We start from the raw sequence: 16134 nt of genomic DNA on the forward strand, positions 1-16134 counted from the left end.
TTATAATGACCGTTCTATCTCCTAAATTTTGGTAATAAAAAAGCACCCGAAGGTGCTGTTGTTTGATTGAGTTTAGACTTCTATTTCTGAATGCGATCCACTTGGCGCAGGTCGCAAAATGACTTGATTGGCAATAAAAACTCGGGCACCTAAATTATAGGCTGTACCGGATGTGCACAGCACTGGACCAGATCCACCATCAATCTGCACCCGGTATTCCGGATACTTTACTGATGTAATGGTGCCGATATACTCTGCATGGGTTGGATTTAAAAGCTTTCGTAATTCAAATAAAGGATTAGTCACGGCTGATACGCTCCACTGTAATGGTTTCATTTACTTTTGCATGGGAAAAGCTGCCACTCACCCCATCAATAACACCCCACCACTGACCATTAAAAGCAATGGTTTTACCTGGTAGCATCTCGCCAATATCGAAGCTTACCGGAATATCCGAAAAGGTGTGCAACTCCTGAATATTCGCTTTTACCAATTCATTTTTTCCGTAACTGGCACCCGATACAACGTTAAACAATGGGCCGGTAGCTGATTCAAGTGGCACATCACCTGAAGTTCCACGCTGCTGTACTTTTAAGCTTTCACCGTTTCGGCTATTCACTACAGTAATGGCATTAAAGTCAGCAATGTATTCATCGTTCTGTTTGATGTTCTGCTGCATGACCATGCTTTCAGATAGCAAAATATCGTAGTCATTAACGGTCATCCCATCCCAATAACCTTTTAGGTACCGGGGTAAAATAGACAATGTATTGCCTTCTTTCTGACTATAGATAAAACCACCACCGGCATCCACTACCTGTTTAATTGCATCAATCGGTGCAAGTTCTGTATAGCTCAGACTCTCTTTTTCTACGATCCAACCTAGATCGTCAATCAGTTTCCAATCCAAAGTGGTATTTGATTGTGCCCGATCCAGTTCAGCCTGAACCAGTTGCACAGAGGTTCGCTCGTTATCCTGAATAAATGAGCGTGAAGGTGCGTACTTATCAGAATTGAGTGCAGTAGTGCTGCGACCCGGATAAGTGTAGAGCACGCTGGCAAAGCGTCGGGTCTCTTCAGGATCTTCAAGCAGAATATGATGTTCAAATCCATTGATCATGATCTTGAGAATTACCGGCTGATTGTTAATCGGCTGCAGCTTTTCTTTTTCAGTATGAGCGACCGTGATTGAGTAAGTCCAGCACCACTGTGATCGACTGGTACTGTAGGTACCCTCTATAACTTTAATTTTCTCGCCGGTATCCAGTCGCTCGGCTGTTAATGTATTCACGATATACCACCAGTTTCGTTTCGGCAGTGCTGGAATACAGTCATCTGCACCAAAATTTAAAATAACATTGTGCGGATCAACGTTATGACATAGGCAGATGAAATTTAAATCACCGGTGCCTTCATATTTAGGTATTTCAGGTTTTGGCCAAAGTTGAATGGGGTGCTTACGGTAATGAATCGCTTTGGCTTTATCCCAAGGTAAATTTGACTTGGTGACAATCTCAAGGCTTTTATCCCACTTAAATGAAAAGCGGTGCTCAAACACTTGCCCTACTTCATGCGAGTAAGTAAGCGTCTTACGCCGACGGATCATCTCCTGCCAAACCGTTTCCCGGTTATGTCTCAATTTGATTGATTCTTCATGCAGATAGCGCTGATGAATAAAGCGCTTATCGCCTTCTTCCCAGATAATGTATGCATCAGAATTTAAACCGGTTGCCTGTTCATGTAGCGATCTGATAACCCGATTTAGTGACCCGGCCTGCTCATGCCAAACATCTACTTGCTTGGAAATCACCAAGCACTGATCATAAAAAAGAGCCTCATTCGAAACTCTTAAAATTGGCTTGGCCCATGGTATTTCTGTGGTACTCAGACATACGATCGCTTTCTGATATCGCATCTTAAACCCGTAAGACACCCCCATCAGATGATTGATATCGAATAGCGCTTTAACCTCAAATTGAAATTCAGCATCTAAAACCGCATCAATGATACAGAGGTTTTCGCTAAATACTGCTTCGATTTCAAAACTAAAAACGGTATCTAAAACCGTATCGATCTGACCAGTAACATCAGTGTTTTCACTAAATTCAGCGACGACATTAAAACCGAACTCAGTGTCGATCACCATGTCTATGACAGCAGTATTTGCACCGCTATCTGCATAGACTGCTGTGACTTCAAATGAAAACTCAGTATTAAGTACCGTATTGATTGCAGCCGAAACATCATCACCGAAATTGAGATTGGTTGAACCATCGGCTAGATGTTCAAAATTCAAAATGATGTTGTGACTATCGGTATTTTCAGACTTAAAATTCAGGTTTGTATTGTGAGCATCAACGGTGCCGAGCTTATTTTTAAAATCCACATGAGCACCCTTTTAATTTAAGGTCTGAGTTTTATCGAAGTGATGGAGATTGTGCCACCCAATGCAAGATTGGTATTGGCCAAAGTAATATCAGCACCTACGACCAGATCGGCAGCCACTTCACCAGCACCATTGTAGATTCGTGCCCAAGTTGCAGTACCGGTTTTGATCACCGTTGCCGTGTCGGTTGGATGGAGCTCTACATAAGTGGCTGTGACCTCTTTAATACAGGGCTCAGGAAATGTAAGTGTGACCAAGGCATTATTCGAATCTGCTGCGACTAATGGGCTGGCAGGCTGCACATCCTCATAAAAAATAGCGGTAGCACTCTGACTACCGCTATCCATGAAACCTGCAAAGGCTTGAATCATGGCAAGCCGAGCATTAACTGATGTTTTACTCATTTGGGCACCATGTTATCTTGGATGACTGCATTGAATTGTTGATTTTGATCAAAAGCCACGATAAATGTTTTCAATTTAGTATTTAAACCTAAAAAACTGTAGTTACCGTTTCGATCTGGCCTTTTTACTGCGATGGGTTGCAAGTTGGCTTTGTTATAAAGCACAACAGTGGCATTTTGATACTGCTGACCAAGCTTATTTACCGACCCTGTAATTTTTGCAACTACAGGCCCTGTGATTAAATTCTGAAAAAGGCTCGATGAGTGTTTTACTCTTCTTGAAACAGGTTTCATTCAAGCACTCCCACGTAAAAATAAACACCTCCGTAGTTGCCAGCCAAATCCAAACTATCGTAAACAAACATGGAGTTGTCACTCAGTATGGGTGTGGTTTCTGTTTTATTAATATTGTGTTTATCGCCACAATAAAAAATGTGCTTTAAAGATCCTCTTAGGCGTTTGGCCGCATCAAAAAAAGGAATCTCTACTGCTGCTAATTCAGAACCAGAGTATAGTGCGCTCATACCGGTTGAAAAATCAGGGGTGATGGGTGTGCTTGCTGTATGCTGAGATAATCTGGATGTGGGATTGTATGTTAAAGTAAAAAATGATCCTGTATTAGGATTCCAAGAAAAAGGTTCACCGCCCTGTATGTCAACAGGATTAATAGATTGACCAGCGTTAGCAAGACTCATATAAGTCATTAAAAACCAACTTGGAATTACGCTGGAATCTATAGATTCGTTAAATAAACCAGCCCCAGAAATATATTTGTACTGACTATTTGGAGTAGTTGACCTGTTTAAATAAAAACAATCAACATTTCCAAACAGCGTGAATTTCCTTGCACCACTTGAGCCTCCGCTAGTACCCGATGAACCTGAATAGGGCTCATTGTTAGTCCCAAAATACCATCGGCTCCACCCTCTTGCAGCACCTGTGCCTGTACCCGTAATTTTCCAGTTTTTTGAAGGATTTGCCGGATCAAATGGCAGCTGAAGTACATCCGGATTTTCGTAATCATCGATATGATCCATGCGCTCAAGCAGACCAACCATGCCATATTTTGCATAGCTAGAACCATATATCCCAGTGACGCCATCTGGACTTGTTAGGCTCTCATCAACACGAATAAAAGGATGCTGTGCCGTGGGGTTTTTCGCACGATAGACCCGCTTAACATCATTTAAATCACGGAAAATAATATCATAGCCGAGTGATGCAAGTTTGCCTGCACCAGTTGTGGTAATTGCGCGCTCAGCAATATCTAACTTAGGTTTAAGAATTAATTGTGTGGTATTTGGCACCCCTTTGATACGGTACTTTTGATTGAGTGAAGCGGGAGTGAAACCTGATAGCTCTACCACCTGGAACAGCATAGCCTTATGTGCTGCATACAATGTGATATGAACATCACCTTGAGCACCAATCGATGCTGCTGTAATTTGGGTAAAATCAATACCGGTCACCAAGGTATTATCAAGCAAGCGAATCAAATCACCCCAATTATTACCAAGGGTTAAACCATTTAAGTGGCTAAAATATTGAACATCTACATCTGTCGCCATGATCGAATATCCATAAAAAGACCGCTATTAGCGGCCATAGTTGATTTAAATTTTAAACAATACGATCAATGTCACCACGTAGCATGATCTGGAACTGATCTGACAGCACTGTGGGCTCAGACTGTTTTACGGTGCGAATAACCCATACCGGATAAGTGGCGGCAATGGTATTAAATCGCAGGACGTTACCATTGGCCCAACCTGCCCCCCAACCTTCTTTCTTAATGATGAAGTACGGCACACCAGTGGCCGGGTTGATCGGCGCATAGTCCGCATTGGTGGTACCTGTAACGATCTGGCCAGAATATTCACCAATGCAGCGGAATGACTGCGTATCAGTAAACTGGATATACCAGCGCTCCTGAATGGCGCCCTTATTGGTGACCTGAATCGGATATAGTGCATCGTTGTAATTCGACGGGATGGTTGCACCTATTGGCTCATCCGCCCACTCCCCACTCCATGAGCCTTGCACAAACTTCCGTGTATAACGCGCCTGCATATCACCAATCACTAAAGCAGATCCAACAATAGTATCCACTGCATCATAGTTATGCGTCAGTGGCTTGGTGAATGTCAGCTGTCCATTGATCTGCACATCACGGATCAGCCCCATATCTTGATAGCGATATTTCACCACCAAAGGTGCAACCAGATTGCCTAAAGTAAAATCACCACCGAGCGTCACGCGACCATAATCATAATCAACCACGTACAAATCAAAAGGTACTTTCGTTCCATTGACATCCTCAAGTTCAGCCCATGAAATACGCTGATCATTCAGATCGTACGCAGTTCCCGCAATTGCACTAGGTAACTCTTGTGCTTTGCTTGAGCTGACAATCCCGATACCACCAACCCGAAAAATCGGCACCCGGCCATCAATCGGCAATCGAGTAGCAGACAGACCTAAGATTTCCGAATCTAGCGGAATATAGGTGTAAGCCACTGCGTTATAGCGTACCGATGAAGCATCTACCCAGACCGGAATATTGATATAAGTGTCTATTCCTTCCTGGTATTCCAGCAGCGGATCATACCAGTCGTTTGCCTCAATCCCTGATCGGTTGGCTTCAGTGATTTTGGTTTTGGTGTAGAAGTAAATCGTGACAAAACCATTTTCCCAGTTCACCTGTCCATGCGCCCGACTGGTTTCAATTACGCCATTTTCATCAGCTGTCAGTGTAAGCTGACCATATTCAAGCGTACCCACCACCACGGTTAAAGATTGTGGGCGGATTGGCATAATCGGTGTTCTAAAACTGATTTTATTAACCGGCAATAAGTCAGTGGTTGTGGTTAAGGATTCCAAAGCAATGGTATTATCTGCATTCGGTGTCCATGAGTCGATTTCAACAATACCGGTACCATACTGGATCACACCAGACTGAATTCCGGTGTTATTTGCAGGATTCACGTTTCGATATAGCAAACCGGTGCGATCTAGAAAGGTATCAACGCCCACTTTGAATCGGGCTGAACCAGTTAAAATTTGCTCGTCAAAGCCCGATGACAAATCCAGCTTGAGTTTATTAGCCGTCACCGTATGCGTTGCTGAATTCGAGCCTGAGGTATCACGGTATTTCACTTGCACATCAACGGCACTATAGGCTCTAAGTTCGACCTGTTCACCCCGAATGCTGGATGTTTGTGGAGAATAAAAAGACATATTTCCTCGCTATGCAGTTCCGTAGACGGCTGTGGTTATATAGATTGGTACGAATGTATTTGCCGTACCTTGTGGTGTAACTTCAACCGCACCTGTGGCATAGGTGATTGTGCCCTGTACCTGACCACGCTCATTTACCAGGTTGCCAATCGTAGAATTCACTGGTACATCCGTCAGCGTCACGGTTCCTGTAATCCCTTCACTACTTTGAACAGGAACTTTTAACTCAATACTATTGGACTGAATTGCTGCACCTGTTCCAATCGTAAAGCTGAGTTTCTGATTAGCATCGGGTGCAACATCCATCTTGGTCTGCTCAAGCGAGGCGCCATAGTTATAGATCACCGAAAAGACTGTGCCTTTTTGCGGCAGTTTGCCTGGAATGATCTTGCCAATACCGGTGGCGTAGTTGATATCACCTGTGGCATCCCCGGTAAATTTACCTTGTGCATTACTAATTGCTGTTTTTGCTTCACCTTCCAGCAGCCAGTTCACAGTCACCCCAGGTGCAATACCGGTTTGCCCTAGATCAAAATCAAACGCAGCTTTTTCAACACTTAAATTAGAGCGCACGAAAGTGACAATCGGTGTACCCCAGTTCAGTAGAATCGGTGTATCCACATCAGGTAAAGCGCCCGTAGTGAGTAACCATGAACCGGTTTCATAATTGATCATGCCTGAACCAAAGGATGGGCTGGCAGCCTTTAACTGACCTGAGCCATCATCTTTAAGTTCATAGAACTTGCCTTGCGACATATATGAAATAGAAAGGCTACCCGGTGCAGGAATCGGAACTAAAACGCCGGTCCAGTTGGTACCTTGATTATTCTGAGTGACCGGAATGGCATCACTTTGGTAATACTGGTTCGGTGCAGCTGCCGGCTTAAATGCGATATTTAAGCTCATAGTTCCGGTCGGAGCCGCTGCAGTCCACTGAATTAGTCCACGCTGATAATCAATCGTTCCGACCTGCGTGCCTTGAGTATTTTTGAGCAATCCGCCCTGATCCGTAATCTGCTGACCTTGCAATGTGAAAGCGACACTAGACGGAATCACCGCAGAGCCGATATACAGATTTTGGCTCACACCAATCACCATATTCGGATAGTTGGCCGTAATCGTGCCATTGTTACCTGCCACCAGTACTACACTTTCACCGGCAGCATTGACGTCAATGATCGGGGTTTCAGTCTGAGCCGATGGAATCAGTTGGGCAAAGATACTTTTGGCATTGACTGTAAACTCACCCACACCAGCATCAGAAGCCAACGCAGTAGATGAATAGTACAGGCCGGTATCAGCAACAATGGTATCGCGGATGATGGTCTTGGATTTCTCACCGTTGTACCACTGACGAGCAGACAACCCTACAAAATCAACTTCCAAGGCATCATTTAAGGAATAGGTGGCAATCTTATACTCAACATTTTTGCCGTCAATAACCATAATGGCAGTACGTGTTTCAACCTTAGTGATACGAACATACTGTTCATGCTCTAAAACCTTGCCCTCATCACTAATCAGCACAATGGTGTCACCTACAGAGCTTTCAGTTTCTTGTGGAAACATCGCCACTTGCAGTGATGACATGCCCTGCCAATGGGTATCCAGTGGTGTACCGGCAATCTGCCCGCCTTTAGCCAGATAGTTCTCTAACCGGTTCTGGGCAGACTGACGTTCATCGGTCCAGTTCTTGGTACTGAAAAGCAGTGCTGAGACGTTTGGATTCTTCGGTAGTTCAGAGATAAATACCGTTGTACCCATCAGTAAATCAGTATCTTCAGTCGTGACCGCTGGAAAGATCTTGCGCATGGAGACATCCCCCATGGTCCCATCCATCTCTGAAACATCATTAAACAGGTTATTGCTGATCCCATCTTGAACCACGACACCAGAATATTTACCACCACCATCCGAGTTATCCGTCAAGCGTTCAGACTTGTAAATCACTAAATCTTTGGTTTCAATCGCCATCGTTTAACTCCGTAAAGCGCAAGGTCACGTTGTAATAATCATCCAGTGATACCGCTGGAATCCCTTTCACCGGATCAGCCTCTAAAGCGCCATCCTGATGGTTGAATTTGACTGTAAATTGCCGGTTGTCATGAGGCTGCTCAAACTGGAGTTTAAAATTCTCATCCTGCAGCTTGGACCACTCTAAAACAGTCCGTAATTCACGCAGCTTGATCCACCCCATACTGGTGTTTGCCGGCTGCAAAGTAATTGGGCGACCGGACTTCTTTTTACCTTCCTGAATATGCAAAGTGCCATCGATGGCATAGCCTTGATTCTGCTCAATGGCCTTCCATGAGAATTCATCAGGCCATAAAAAACCGTCCTCTAGTGGGACGGTCTCTGATGTTGCTAAGCGAACGAGCTTCATGTTGATTTCGCCTGTGTTTTAAGTTGTTTGATCAGTTGATTCATTGCTGATTCCTGTTCTGCTGATCCTGACAATGAAAGCGTCTGACCACCAAAGCTAATGTTGTAATTAACGTCTTTGGATGCATTGGTTGTAGTTGGGCTTGCAACTGGCGCACTTACATTAGGTGCAAGGCTGTTTATATCAACCGGTTTGGTTGAAGGGCCTGTTGAAACAAGATTGCTGGCCGTCATCTGGCGAAGAAGGTCATTAATTTTGTTGGTTCCCCATTGAGTGGTTAAACCTTTAGCAGCAGCTGCATCGAACTCTTGATTAATTAGTGCTTTTATTCCCAGGTTGCCATCTTTACCCAAACCGTCCTCTTTAGCAGCGCGATCTGCTGCCATCGCCTCAGACCAAATAGTGCCAGCAAGTTTTTCAGCCTCTTTATCGCTATAACCCTTACTTTTAAGCTGTGATAAAACATCAGCTTTACTGTAAGAGTTATAGTTATAGATACCATTGCTGAGTGATTTACTCTGCCGTTTCATTTCAGCGTCAAACTGTTTGGAAGCAGCTGCAACCGCATCACGCCATGCCTCTGTCGATGATTTGGCTTCTTCACGTGCGATTTGGCCTGCATGACGATATCCATCGCCGATTCTTTCAGCCGAGTTTCTTACACGATCGTTGGATTTAGACCATTCATCCATAGTCTTGACAACAGCTTTACCTGTGCTATCGATTTGAACTTCAAGATTACGACCAGCATTGGCTGCATTTGTCGATGCCACCACACCAGCATCACCCGAAGCTGCGGCTGCTTGTGCTGCTTTCCGATAAGCATTCTCAACCCCTTCAGCAGTAGCTTTGCCACTGTCACGAATTGTGATGTAGTCCATTAATGCTTGTTGAGCTGCAAGTTTTAAATTTGCTTTAGTTTCAATTCCAAGACGCTTAAAAGCCTCAGTAACAGGATCAATATCATCAGGTAGTTTTTGCGCTTGAAGCTTAATTGCAATCAAGCCTTGTTCAACTTGAGATGTGGAAATCTGGCCTTGGTCACCAAACTCCTGAAGCTTAGCTTTGGCAGCATCAATTTCAGCTTGGCTTTTAGCTGCTTCTAGCCATTTTAACCATGCTTCATAAGTAACATCACCGGCCTGTTTACCCGTAACTCCCAGGCCTTCTAAACCAGCTACAAAACTATTAACATTGGCTTCACCTGCTTTAAATTTCTCTGAAACTCTATTTAAAGAAACATCCAAATCCAGCCCTAACGCAGTAGCAGCTTTTCGAGCTTTATCTGTGGCATTGCCTTGGTTTTCGGTAGCTTTTGCACCGTCATCCATGGCTTTTACGATAACCTTCCCAGTGCTATCAAATTCAGCTTGCAAACCCTGTGCTGCTAGTTGAACATTTAGTACTTTGAGTTGCGCCATACCTGCAGCATCTGCAGACTTAATCATTGCACTAGCTACAACTTGTGCAGCTTGGATTTTAGCTTCAGTAATTTTTTGACTTTCAGCCTGATAAGCCTTTTCCTTTGCATCTATCTCAGCAAGACCTTTTACGGCTAAATCGATTGCAGCTTGATTGCCAGATTTGCGCGCATCAAAAAGCTGTTGTTCGGCTTGAATGCGCTCATCACTTATCGCCTTGTAATCAGCCTTATGTTTTTCTTCCTGGGCTTTTAATTGATCAAGGGTTTGTTGACTACTTACTATACGTTCCTGATTTTTTTCATCCTCAGTTTTTCGTATATCCTCAAGAGCTGCCTTTGTTGCCCCTTTGCTTTCAAGTGCAAGCCTATTTGCTTCAGAAGCATTTTTTTCAGCTTGTCTAAATAAAGCATCAGATGCATTTTGAGCTTGTGCAGCCAACGCATCAAATCCGAGAAAATCAAGTACGGATGCGCTAAGTGAATAAATACCGCCTGAAATAAATTGAATTCCAGCAAGAAGTAATTTAAGCGCAATATTTAGACCTGTAGCTGCATCTGAAACTACGCCTAGAGCAATTTTAAAAACATTAAATAGAGTCGTTAAGCCACTTACATCTTCTTTACCATTTAGAATGGCATTAAATAGAGGTGCAATAGCATCCAAAGTTGATGTAAAAGCACTCCATGCTGTTTCTGCGATTCCAGCCAAATTGGAAATTAAACTTTTCACAGTGTCATAGACCGCTGACAAAGTGCTACTCAATGCTTCAATTGTAGAAGGATCAACCTCAGATAACTTATCTTGGAACCAACCAACTCCGGCAGCTACATCATCAAAAAATAACTTTAGAATCCTTAAATTATCAGCAATTATTGATAATGCATTTGCCACAGTTGCACTTGACCCATTAGCTTGATCCATTTCACCAATAAGAATTTGCCATTGTGTTGCAATCTTTTGTAAGGCATTGCTGATGGTAGTTGGGAATTTATCATAGGTTTTTTGAACCTCACTCGCTTGAGACTGAAGAGCCTTAACTAAACGTTCAGCACCTAATTCACCATTCTCAGCCATCTTCCGGAGTTCACCGGTAGTCACCCCAAGCCCTTTGGCCATGGCACTGGTTAGACCCGGCGCTTGCTCCATGATGGAGTTAAATTCATCTCCACGAAGAACACCAGACTGCAATGCTTGGATAAATTGCTGCACTGCAGCTTCACTTGCTTGCGCTGAACCACCACCGATTTGAATTGCCTGGTTAATTGTTCTGGTGAGATCTAACGCTTGTTGTTGCGTCATCCCCATTTCTTTACCAGTATCATTAATCTTTGTAAAAAGATTACCGGTAGCATCAAGGCTTGAATTTGTTGCCAGTGCTACCTGATGGACACCTGCGATTGCCTGCTGGAAATTTCCACCTTCACTCGTTGCAATACTGATACGAGTGGAAAGATTTGTGTATGAATCGGCTGCTTGAGCAAGTTCACGAATACCCAAACCAATACCAAGCGTAGCCATAGCACCAACAAGTGCCGTTACAGCAAACTTTGCACCATTAATCCCTTTTTGAGCTGTTTGTGCAGCACTATCAGTTTCATTTAACTTTGTATTGGCTTTACCTACTTCTGCATGAAAATTATTAAATGCTTGATCAGCTTGTTGAACTTCTTTTTCTAATTGATCAACTTGCGCTTTAGCTTTCTCGATATCCGCTGGTGATGCATTTGTTGATGCAAATTCCTGAAGTTTTTGCTTAGCGTGAGTTAAATCAGTGTTAAGTTGGCTTAAGGCTTTTTCAGCCTTATTGCCAAAATCTGTAAAGTTACCTGCAGTAGATTTAGCATTGTCACCGGCATTTTTAATAATTCCAGTAGCAGCACTCAATGACTGAGTAAGTTTGTCTGCTAGTTCACTTGTGCCCTTTGGAACAATGTTACCAATTTCTTTAGAAACTGATTCAGTAGCCTGTTTTAACTTATCTGATTCAGACTTAATAGCATTAAATACTGCTTTGACAGTCGATTCTGATTGTTTTGCTGCCGCAACGAGGCCTTTACTGTCACCATCCAGAATTAATTTAAATGTTAGATTTTTACCAGACATACTGACCTCTAAATTTCAGGCATAAAAAAACCACCGAAAGGTGGTTGAGTTTAGTTTTAAAAAGCATCCTAGGATGCTTATCTTTTTACTCTTATATCAAGGTTAAAATACTATTTTCAAAGAGAATATCTAATCATTTGATAAGAGTTACATTCATCTTATTCCCTCAATTCCTCAAAGAACTTTTTAAACTCTTTGGCATTGGCATGATGTGCTGATCGAATCACACTCGATAAATACTGCAGTTTATTCTTATGGTCTTTTTGCGCTGATTTTAAGTATTGATCAAATGCACCATATGTCATATTCATAATGTCATCAGGACGATGGCCAGCACTGATTAAGTACTGGAATGAATCGAACCATGTTGATTCAGCGGTTTGCTTCTTGGCTCCACGCTTTGGCTTTTCGTATTTAAAATAAGCCTGGTTGACCAGAAGCACAGCTTTGAGCAATTCTTTAAAACCCTGCTCATCAACAGCAAGTTCGACCAGTAATTCATTATCCAGTTCAGTAACACATGCAATTGTTGAAATGACCTGAACGCCATGAACTTTGAATAGCTCTGTCAAAATCATATCTGAATGATTTTGGTCTTTGATGAAGTTTTTAAGCGGTTCTGCATGTGTAGCCCAGATATCAAAGTCTTTCATTTGGATCTGACGAACTTCGATGTCTTGAAGCTTGATACTTCGATTCGTTGCTAGAAAAAAATCATTCATGGTTATATCTCAGGTATAAATTTCAGGTATTAAAAAAGCACCCGAAGGTGCTTTTATTTAATGACAATGTCTTTCGCCAGTGCTTCTTTCATTGTGACAGCCATCGCTTGCTGTCCTGCCACTGTGTGAATAAGCCATAGTTGTAACTAAAGTCAAAAGTACTAAAGCTATAATCTTGTCCAAAATACCCCCTACATATTAATGTATGAGATTCATTTATAGCTGAAATAGGTTATTTATCAAACTTTTTAAATAACCAATCTTTAACCAAATTAACTAAAAAAATCATTAGATAAGTGTTCTTACATAAATCTTATAAGATGCCGCTCTAATTCTTAATTATCTTACATTTACAGACATTGCTCATACGCACTAAATTAATTTATCACTTTACACTGGATTTAAGTTTTAGAAACGTAGAGGAAATTCAGATGAAAAAGTATTCAAAAATTCTATTACTGACCATATTTGGCTTCACTGGTACAGTAGCTATTGCAGAAGAAATCCCACCCGAAGCCACTGCCGCTGCAGAGGCACAACAGGCTGCATTGGATTACCAACAAGATAATCAATCTAAAGCACCGAATGAATAAATTTGAGCCCTCAAATAGAGGGCTTTTTTTAGAGCTAAATAAACTAACTCCATCTTCGCTTGCACGTGTTCTTCCATGCAAACTCAAAGTTTTCCGGATCGGTAAAACCTTCTATAAGAACTATATTCTGATCTACCATAATGAAACGCTTAAAGCCAGTGTAGGTATCGCGCTTTTTTATGTAATTAACTTCCCCACACCCCCCTACTTGATTTCGAAATATTACTAAATCTGGGCCTGGTAATGATTTTCTAAGAAATTCTCTAGAATCCTCTTGTTGCTTTTCTTCTACCACTCCAAGATCGGATATTTGATTATCTGCATCAACTTTGCTGCAACTTGCCATACCCATTGCAAGTAACAGTAAAATTTCCCTCTTCATAGTCCTTCCTTTTCTTAATGACCCACCTTACCTTTATTTTTCACATAAAAAAACCACTCCGAAGAATGGTTTTGTAGAGTTATGTTTACACTAATTAAACATTTGCCCAAATTGGTGAATAACCAACATCAGAGCAAGAGCTGAAGACGATGTTACGAGCATTTCTACTGTATTCATTATGATTCCCTCCTGCTTTTTATTGTTCTAATTTTATACATCATCATAAGAATTGTTATCAATACTAAATAAATGGAACAAGTAAAAAATTATGACAAATTTCAAGCATTAAAAAAACCACCTTTCGGTGGTCATAACTTATACAAATATATGTCAGATTAAATCGGAATAGTTGTAATAGTTCTTTGTAGGTGGGAAATAATTATCATCCCAAAAATTAAAAATGTTAGAGCAATTGTTGTAGAGTTATATATTCGCATTTATTCACTATCATATGTATAGGTTCACAAGATACCTAACTACTGTTACAAAAGCAAACAACTTATTATTTTTAAATAATTTTTAGATAAAAAACCACCCTAAGATGGTTTTTCACCCGACTCTCCAGCCGTTTCCGACTCTCATCGATAAAAATATTATTTAGGCTAAACAGGCACAAAAAAAGACGCTCATGCGCCTGTGGGGTTCTTTGTGCCTGTATGGGTTAGACCGCTGCTGGAATCGTCACTACATGACCATAGAGACCTAATGCCGGATCTGCTTCTTTCGTCACATCCGATAAAGCCTGACCTGAAATTTCATATTGTCCTAATTCTTCATGAATCAATGGGAACGTCGTTTCTGGTGATTTTTTAGTACGCCATAGTGTTACAGCCACATGCTCACCGTTCGCAGTATTAATCCCTTTAAAGAAGAGCTCATACTCTTTTTCAAAGTCGGATGCTAGTGTGGTATGTGTTACTGCACCAGTCGTATAACTCGCAAGAATCGGCATGGTGAGATCAGCCACATCATTAAAAATAACAGTACCGAATTTAGCATCCAATGTGTAATCTTCAACGCTAACCGTTTTAGGCGTACCACTGGTTGAATCCTTGAATGAAACCGTTTTTAAGTTATAACCATCCAGCTTGATTTCTTCACCTGCAACCACAGTACCCAGAGACACATCAGCTTCTGTTTTTGTTGGTACGGCATGTGTCATACCAGAGAGAATATATTCCATGTTTTCTGGATTAACTTCTTCGAGTTGCCCCGAGAAATTAACTGAGGTCGCATTGATCATGGTGAAGTCAGTGGTACGCTTACCAGTCATTGATTCTTTATGCTCAATAACATCAGCACCAATTTCCAATTCAAACTCAGGTACGTTACCAAGTTGACGCATAGCACCGGCGATGCCATTCACAATCTCAGATAAGTAAAACTTACCTTGCAGAGAGATATAGTTCTTTTTAGCCATTACTTTTCATCCCCTGTGATTTTCTTGGCTGGAGCAGCAATTTTTATTTCAGGTGCTTCCTGAATTGTGCCATCAGTCAGTAATTTCTTAATTTGGGCATCACTTAGCCCACCGACTACATCGCCTTTTTTGAAGCGACCGACAGGCCGAGTTGCCGTGTATTGTTTCGCCATGATTGGCTCCTAAATGAGTTTTTGAGATTCGAAAATAATAGTGATGTAAGCAAAGCCGGGACTGTAACCATCCCGAACTGAGATAAATTCCAATTCTTTACGTGATCCTTCAGGCTTCCAACCTGAAAGCAGTTCAATAACCTTTTCAGTTAAAAGGCCCGCCTCATCACTTACAGCTCGTCCATCTGTCATCTGTGATTGAGCATTCCGACAAGCCACTGTAACTGCCCATTGCTGGCCGATCTGGTTCATAGCACCCTTACCAGCACTGGATTTTTTATCGATACGCACAAAGTTGACGTGAGCTGATGGTGTAATCTGTGACATCTCAGTCGTGCTGACCGAGTTAAGTGGTGTGTAAATTTTTAGAAATTCTGGAATCTCTTTCAGCTTTTCTGCAATTTCATCACGCACCGCGAAGAAGGTGCTCATCTATAAAACTCCCCACAATATTAAGAATTGAAGCTTCATCCTCGGCATCAATACCTAGAAAAGTTCTTGAGGGGATATTGACCTCTTTTACCTTTCGAAATTGACCACCAACAGCAAAAGTAATGTACTGTCCGTTTTTAGGAGTGATGTGAGCACCGTAATGAAAAACATGTGCATAGGTTTGATTAGCACCCCATTCCACACCATTGTTAAGAACGTTGTGGCTCATACCGTTTACTAGATGCCCATCCTTACGACCAGTCTCCCCCCCTTGCAGGCGAGCACGCCAAGAGATTTTCCAAGGATTGCCATCAACATCACGTTGCCAAAGAAAGCGCTCTTGAGTTGACACAACCATTGCTTGACCAATTTCATCAAATAATCGATCTTTCAAGCTATCAAAGCTACCTAACTGCTTAAGCACTGCTTCAATTGGTGAACTATCAGCTTGAATGGTTATTGCAAAAGCCATAAAT

Annotated in this window: 17 protein-coding genes; 1 reads left to right on the plus strand and 16 read right to left on the minus strand. The window is 42.0% G+C overall.

The window, feature by feature from the left end; translation table 11 throughout:
- Positions 1–72: 72 nt before the first annotated feature.
- From E0H89_RS11255 to E0H89_RS16925, 11 genes are all read right to left on the minus strand, one after another.
- Positions 73–306, minus strand: a complete 234-nt coding sequence (locus tag E0H89_RS11255) for a hypothetical protein (RefSeq protein WP_131217111.1) — start codon at positions 304–306, stop codon at positions 73–75.
- Positions 299–2386 (minus strand): hypothetical protein, encoded by a 2088-nt coding sequence (locus E0H89_RS11260; protein WP_131217113.1) that lies wholly within the window; start codon positions 2384–2386, stop codon positions 299–301. Before E0H89_RS11260 ends, E0H89_RS11255 begins: the two co-directional genes overlap by 8 nt.
- Before the next feature lie 17 nt (positions 2387–2403).
- Positions 2404–2790, minus strand: coding sequence for a hypothetical protein (locus tag E0H89_RS11265; protein WP_131217115.1), 387 nt, complete (start codon positions 2788–2790; stop codon positions 2404–2406).
- Positions 2787–3083, minus strand: a complete 297-nt coding sequence (locus E0H89_RS11270; RefSeq protein ID WP_131217117.1) for a hypothetical protein — start codon at positions 3081–3083, stop codon at positions 2787–2789. The genes E0H89_RS11265 and E0H89_RS11270 overlap by 4 nt, the downstream gene beginning before the upstream one ends.
- A complete protein-coding gene (locus E0H89_RS11275) occupies positions 3080–4357 on the minus strand; it encodes a hypothetical protein (protein WP_131217119.1) in 1278 nt (425 codons plus the stop codon). The genes E0H89_RS11270 and E0H89_RS11275 overlap by 4 nt, the downstream gene beginning before the upstream one ends.
- Before the next feature lie 52 nt (positions 4358–4409).
- Positions 4410–6026, minus strand: a complete 1617-nt coding sequence (locus E0H89_RS11280) for a hypothetical protein (protein WP_131217121.1) — start codon at positions 6024–6026, stop codon at positions 4410–4412.
- 9 nt (positions 6027–6035) lie between these two features.
- Positions 6036–8000, minus strand: coding sequence for a hypothetical protein (locus E0H89_RS11285; protein ID WP_131217124.1), 1965 nt, complete (start codon positions 7998–8000; stop codon positions 6036–6038).
- Positions 7990–8409, minus strand: a complete 420-nt coding sequence (locus tag E0H89_RS11290; RefSeq protein ID WP_131217126.1) for a hypothetical protein — start codon at positions 8407–8409, stop codon at positions 7990–7992. Before E0H89_RS11290 ends, E0H89_RS11285 begins: the two co-directional genes overlap by 11 nt.
- Entirely contained in the window at positions 8406–11936 is a 3531-nt protein-coding gene (locus E0H89_RS11295) for a tape measure protein (RefSeq protein ID WP_131217128.1), read from the minus strand. The genes E0H89_RS11290 and E0H89_RS11295 overlap by 4 nt, the downstream gene beginning before the upstream one ends.
- 158 nt (positions 11937–12094) lie before the next feature.
- Positions 12095–12658 (minus strand): hypothetical protein, encoded by a 564-nt coding sequence (locus tag E0H89_RS11300; protein WP_131217130.1) that lies wholly within the window; start codon positions 12656–12658, stop codon positions 12095–12097.
- A gap of 57 nt (positions 12659–12715) precedes the next feature.
- Positions 12716–12796 (minus strand): YHYH domain-containing protein, encoded by an 81-nt coding sequence (locus tag E0H89_RS16925; protein WP_350417026.1) that lies wholly within the window; start codon positions 12794–12796, stop codon positions 12716–12718.
- A 293-nt stretch (positions 12797–13089) separates the two neighbouring features.
- Here E0H89_RS16925 and E0H89_RS16455 point away from each other — a divergent pair, with 293 nt between their 5' ends.
- The gene (locus E0H89_RS16455) at positions 13090–13251 is read left to right on the plus strand and encodes a hypothetical protein (protein ID WP_165494045.1); all 162 of its coding nucleotides are present in this window, start codon (positions 13090–13092) and stop codon (positions 13249–13251) included.
- Positions 13252–13294: 43 nt separating this feature from the next.
- Here the strand turns inward: E0H89_RS16455 and E0H89_RS11310 are convergent, their stop codons facing one another.
- From E0H89_RS11310 to E0H89_RS11325, 5 genes are all read right to left on the minus strand, one after another.
- On the minus strand, positions 13295–13633 hold the full coding sequence (locus E0H89_RS11310; protein ID WP_131217133.1) for a hypothetical protein: 339 nt from the start codon (positions 13631–13633) through the stop codon (positions 13295–13297).
- A gap of 661 nt (positions 13634–14294) precedes the next feature.
- Positions 14295–15053 carry a phage tail tube protein gene (locus tag E0H89_RS11315; protein WP_131217135.1) on the minus strand — a complete coding sequence of 253 codons (759 nt, stop codon included), beginning with the start codon at positions 15051–15053 and terminating at the stop codon, positions 14295–14297.
- The gene (locus E0H89_RS16460) at positions 15053–15226 is read right to left on the minus strand and encodes a hypothetical protein (protein WP_165494046.1); all 174 of its coding nucleotides are present in this window, start codon (positions 15224–15226) and stop codon (positions 15053–15055) included. Before E0H89_RS16460 ends, E0H89_RS11315 begins: the two co-directional genes overlap by 1 nt.
- 9 nt (positions 15227–15235) lie before the next feature.
- Positions 15236–15658, minus strand: a complete 423-nt coding sequence (locus E0H89_RS11320; RefSeq protein ID WP_131217137.1) for a phage tail terminator protein — start codon at positions 15656–15658, stop codon at positions 15236–15238.
- Entirely contained in the window at positions 15633–16130 is a 498-nt protein-coding gene (locus E0H89_RS11325; RefSeq protein ID WP_131217140.1) for a phage virion morphogenesis protein, read from the minus strand. Before E0H89_RS11325 ends, E0H89_RS11320 begins: the two co-directional genes overlap by 26 nt.
- Positions 16131–16134: the final 4 nt, after the last annotated feature.

The sequence above is a fragment of the Acinetobacter sp. ANC 3781 genome, from assembly GCF_004331285.1.
In the GTDB taxonomy this organism is placed as follows: Bacteria; Pseudomonadota; Gammaproteobacteria; order Pseudomonadales; family Moraxellaceae; genus Acinetobacter.

Excerpts from the sequence above, each read along its gene's own strand:
- E0H89_RS11265 (WP_131217115.1), bottom strand. The coding sequence starts at position 2,790 with ATGAGTAAAACATCAGTTAATGCTCGGCTTGCCATGATTCAAGCCTTT.
- E0H89_RS11270 (WP_131217117.1), bottom strand. The coding sequence starts at position 3,083 with ATGAAACCTGTTTCAAGAAGAGTAAAACACTCATCGAGCCTTTTTCAG.
- E0H89_RS11275 (WP_131217119.1), bottom strand. The coding sequence starts at position 4,357 with ATGGCGACAGATGTAGATGTTCAATATTTTAGCCACTTAAATGGTTTA.
- E0H89_RS11280 (WP_131217121.1), bottom strand. The coding sequence starts at position 6,026 with ATGTCTTTTTATTCTCCACAAACATCCAGCATTCGGGGTGAACAGGTC.
- E0H89_RS11285 (WP_131217124.1), bottom strand. The coding sequence starts at position 8,000 with ATGGCGATTGAAACCAAAGATTTAGTGATTTACAAGTCTGAACGCTTG.
- E0H89_RS11290 (WP_131217126.1), bottom strand. The coding sequence starts at position 8,409 with ATGAAGCTCGTTCGCTTAGCAACATCAGAGACCGTCCCACTAGAGGAC.
- E0H89_RS11295 (WP_131217128.1), bottom strand. The coding sequence starts at position 11,936 with ATGTCTGGTAAAAATCTAACATTTAAATTAATTCTGGATGGTGACAGT.
- E0H89_RS11300 (WP_131217130.1), bottom strand. The coding sequence starts at position 12,658 with ATGAATGATTTTTTTCTAGCAACGAATCGAAGTATCAAGCTTCAAGAC.
- E0H89_RS16925 (WP_350417026.1), bottom strand. The coding sequence starts at position 12,796 with ATGGCTTATTCACACAGTGGCAGGACAGCAAGCGATGGCTGTCACAAT.
- E0H89_RS16455 (WP_165494045.1), top strand. The coding sequence starts at position 13,090 with ATGAAAAAGTATTCAAAAATTCTATTACTGACCATATTTGGCTTCACT.
- E0H89_RS11310 (WP_131217133.1), bottom strand. The coding sequence starts at position 13,633 with ATGAAGAGGGAAATTTTACTGTTACTTGCAATGGGTATGGCAAGTTGC.
- E0H89_RS11315 (WP_131217135.1), bottom strand. The coding sequence starts at position 15,053 with ATGGCTAAAAAGAACTATATCTCTCTGCAAGGTAAGTTTTACTTATCT.
- E0H89_RS16460 (WP_165494046.1), bottom strand. The coding sequence starts at position 15,226 with ATGGCGAAACAATACACGGCAACTCGGCCTGTCGGTCGCTTCAAAAAA.
- E0H89_RS11320 (WP_131217137.1), bottom strand. The coding sequence starts at position 15,658 with ATGAGCACCTTCTTCGCGGTGCGTGATGAAATTGCAGAAAAGCTGAAA.
- E0H89_RS11325 (WP_131217140.1), bottom strand. The coding sequence starts at position 16,130 with ATGGCTTTTGCAATAACCATTCAAGCTGATAGTTCACCAATTGAAGCA.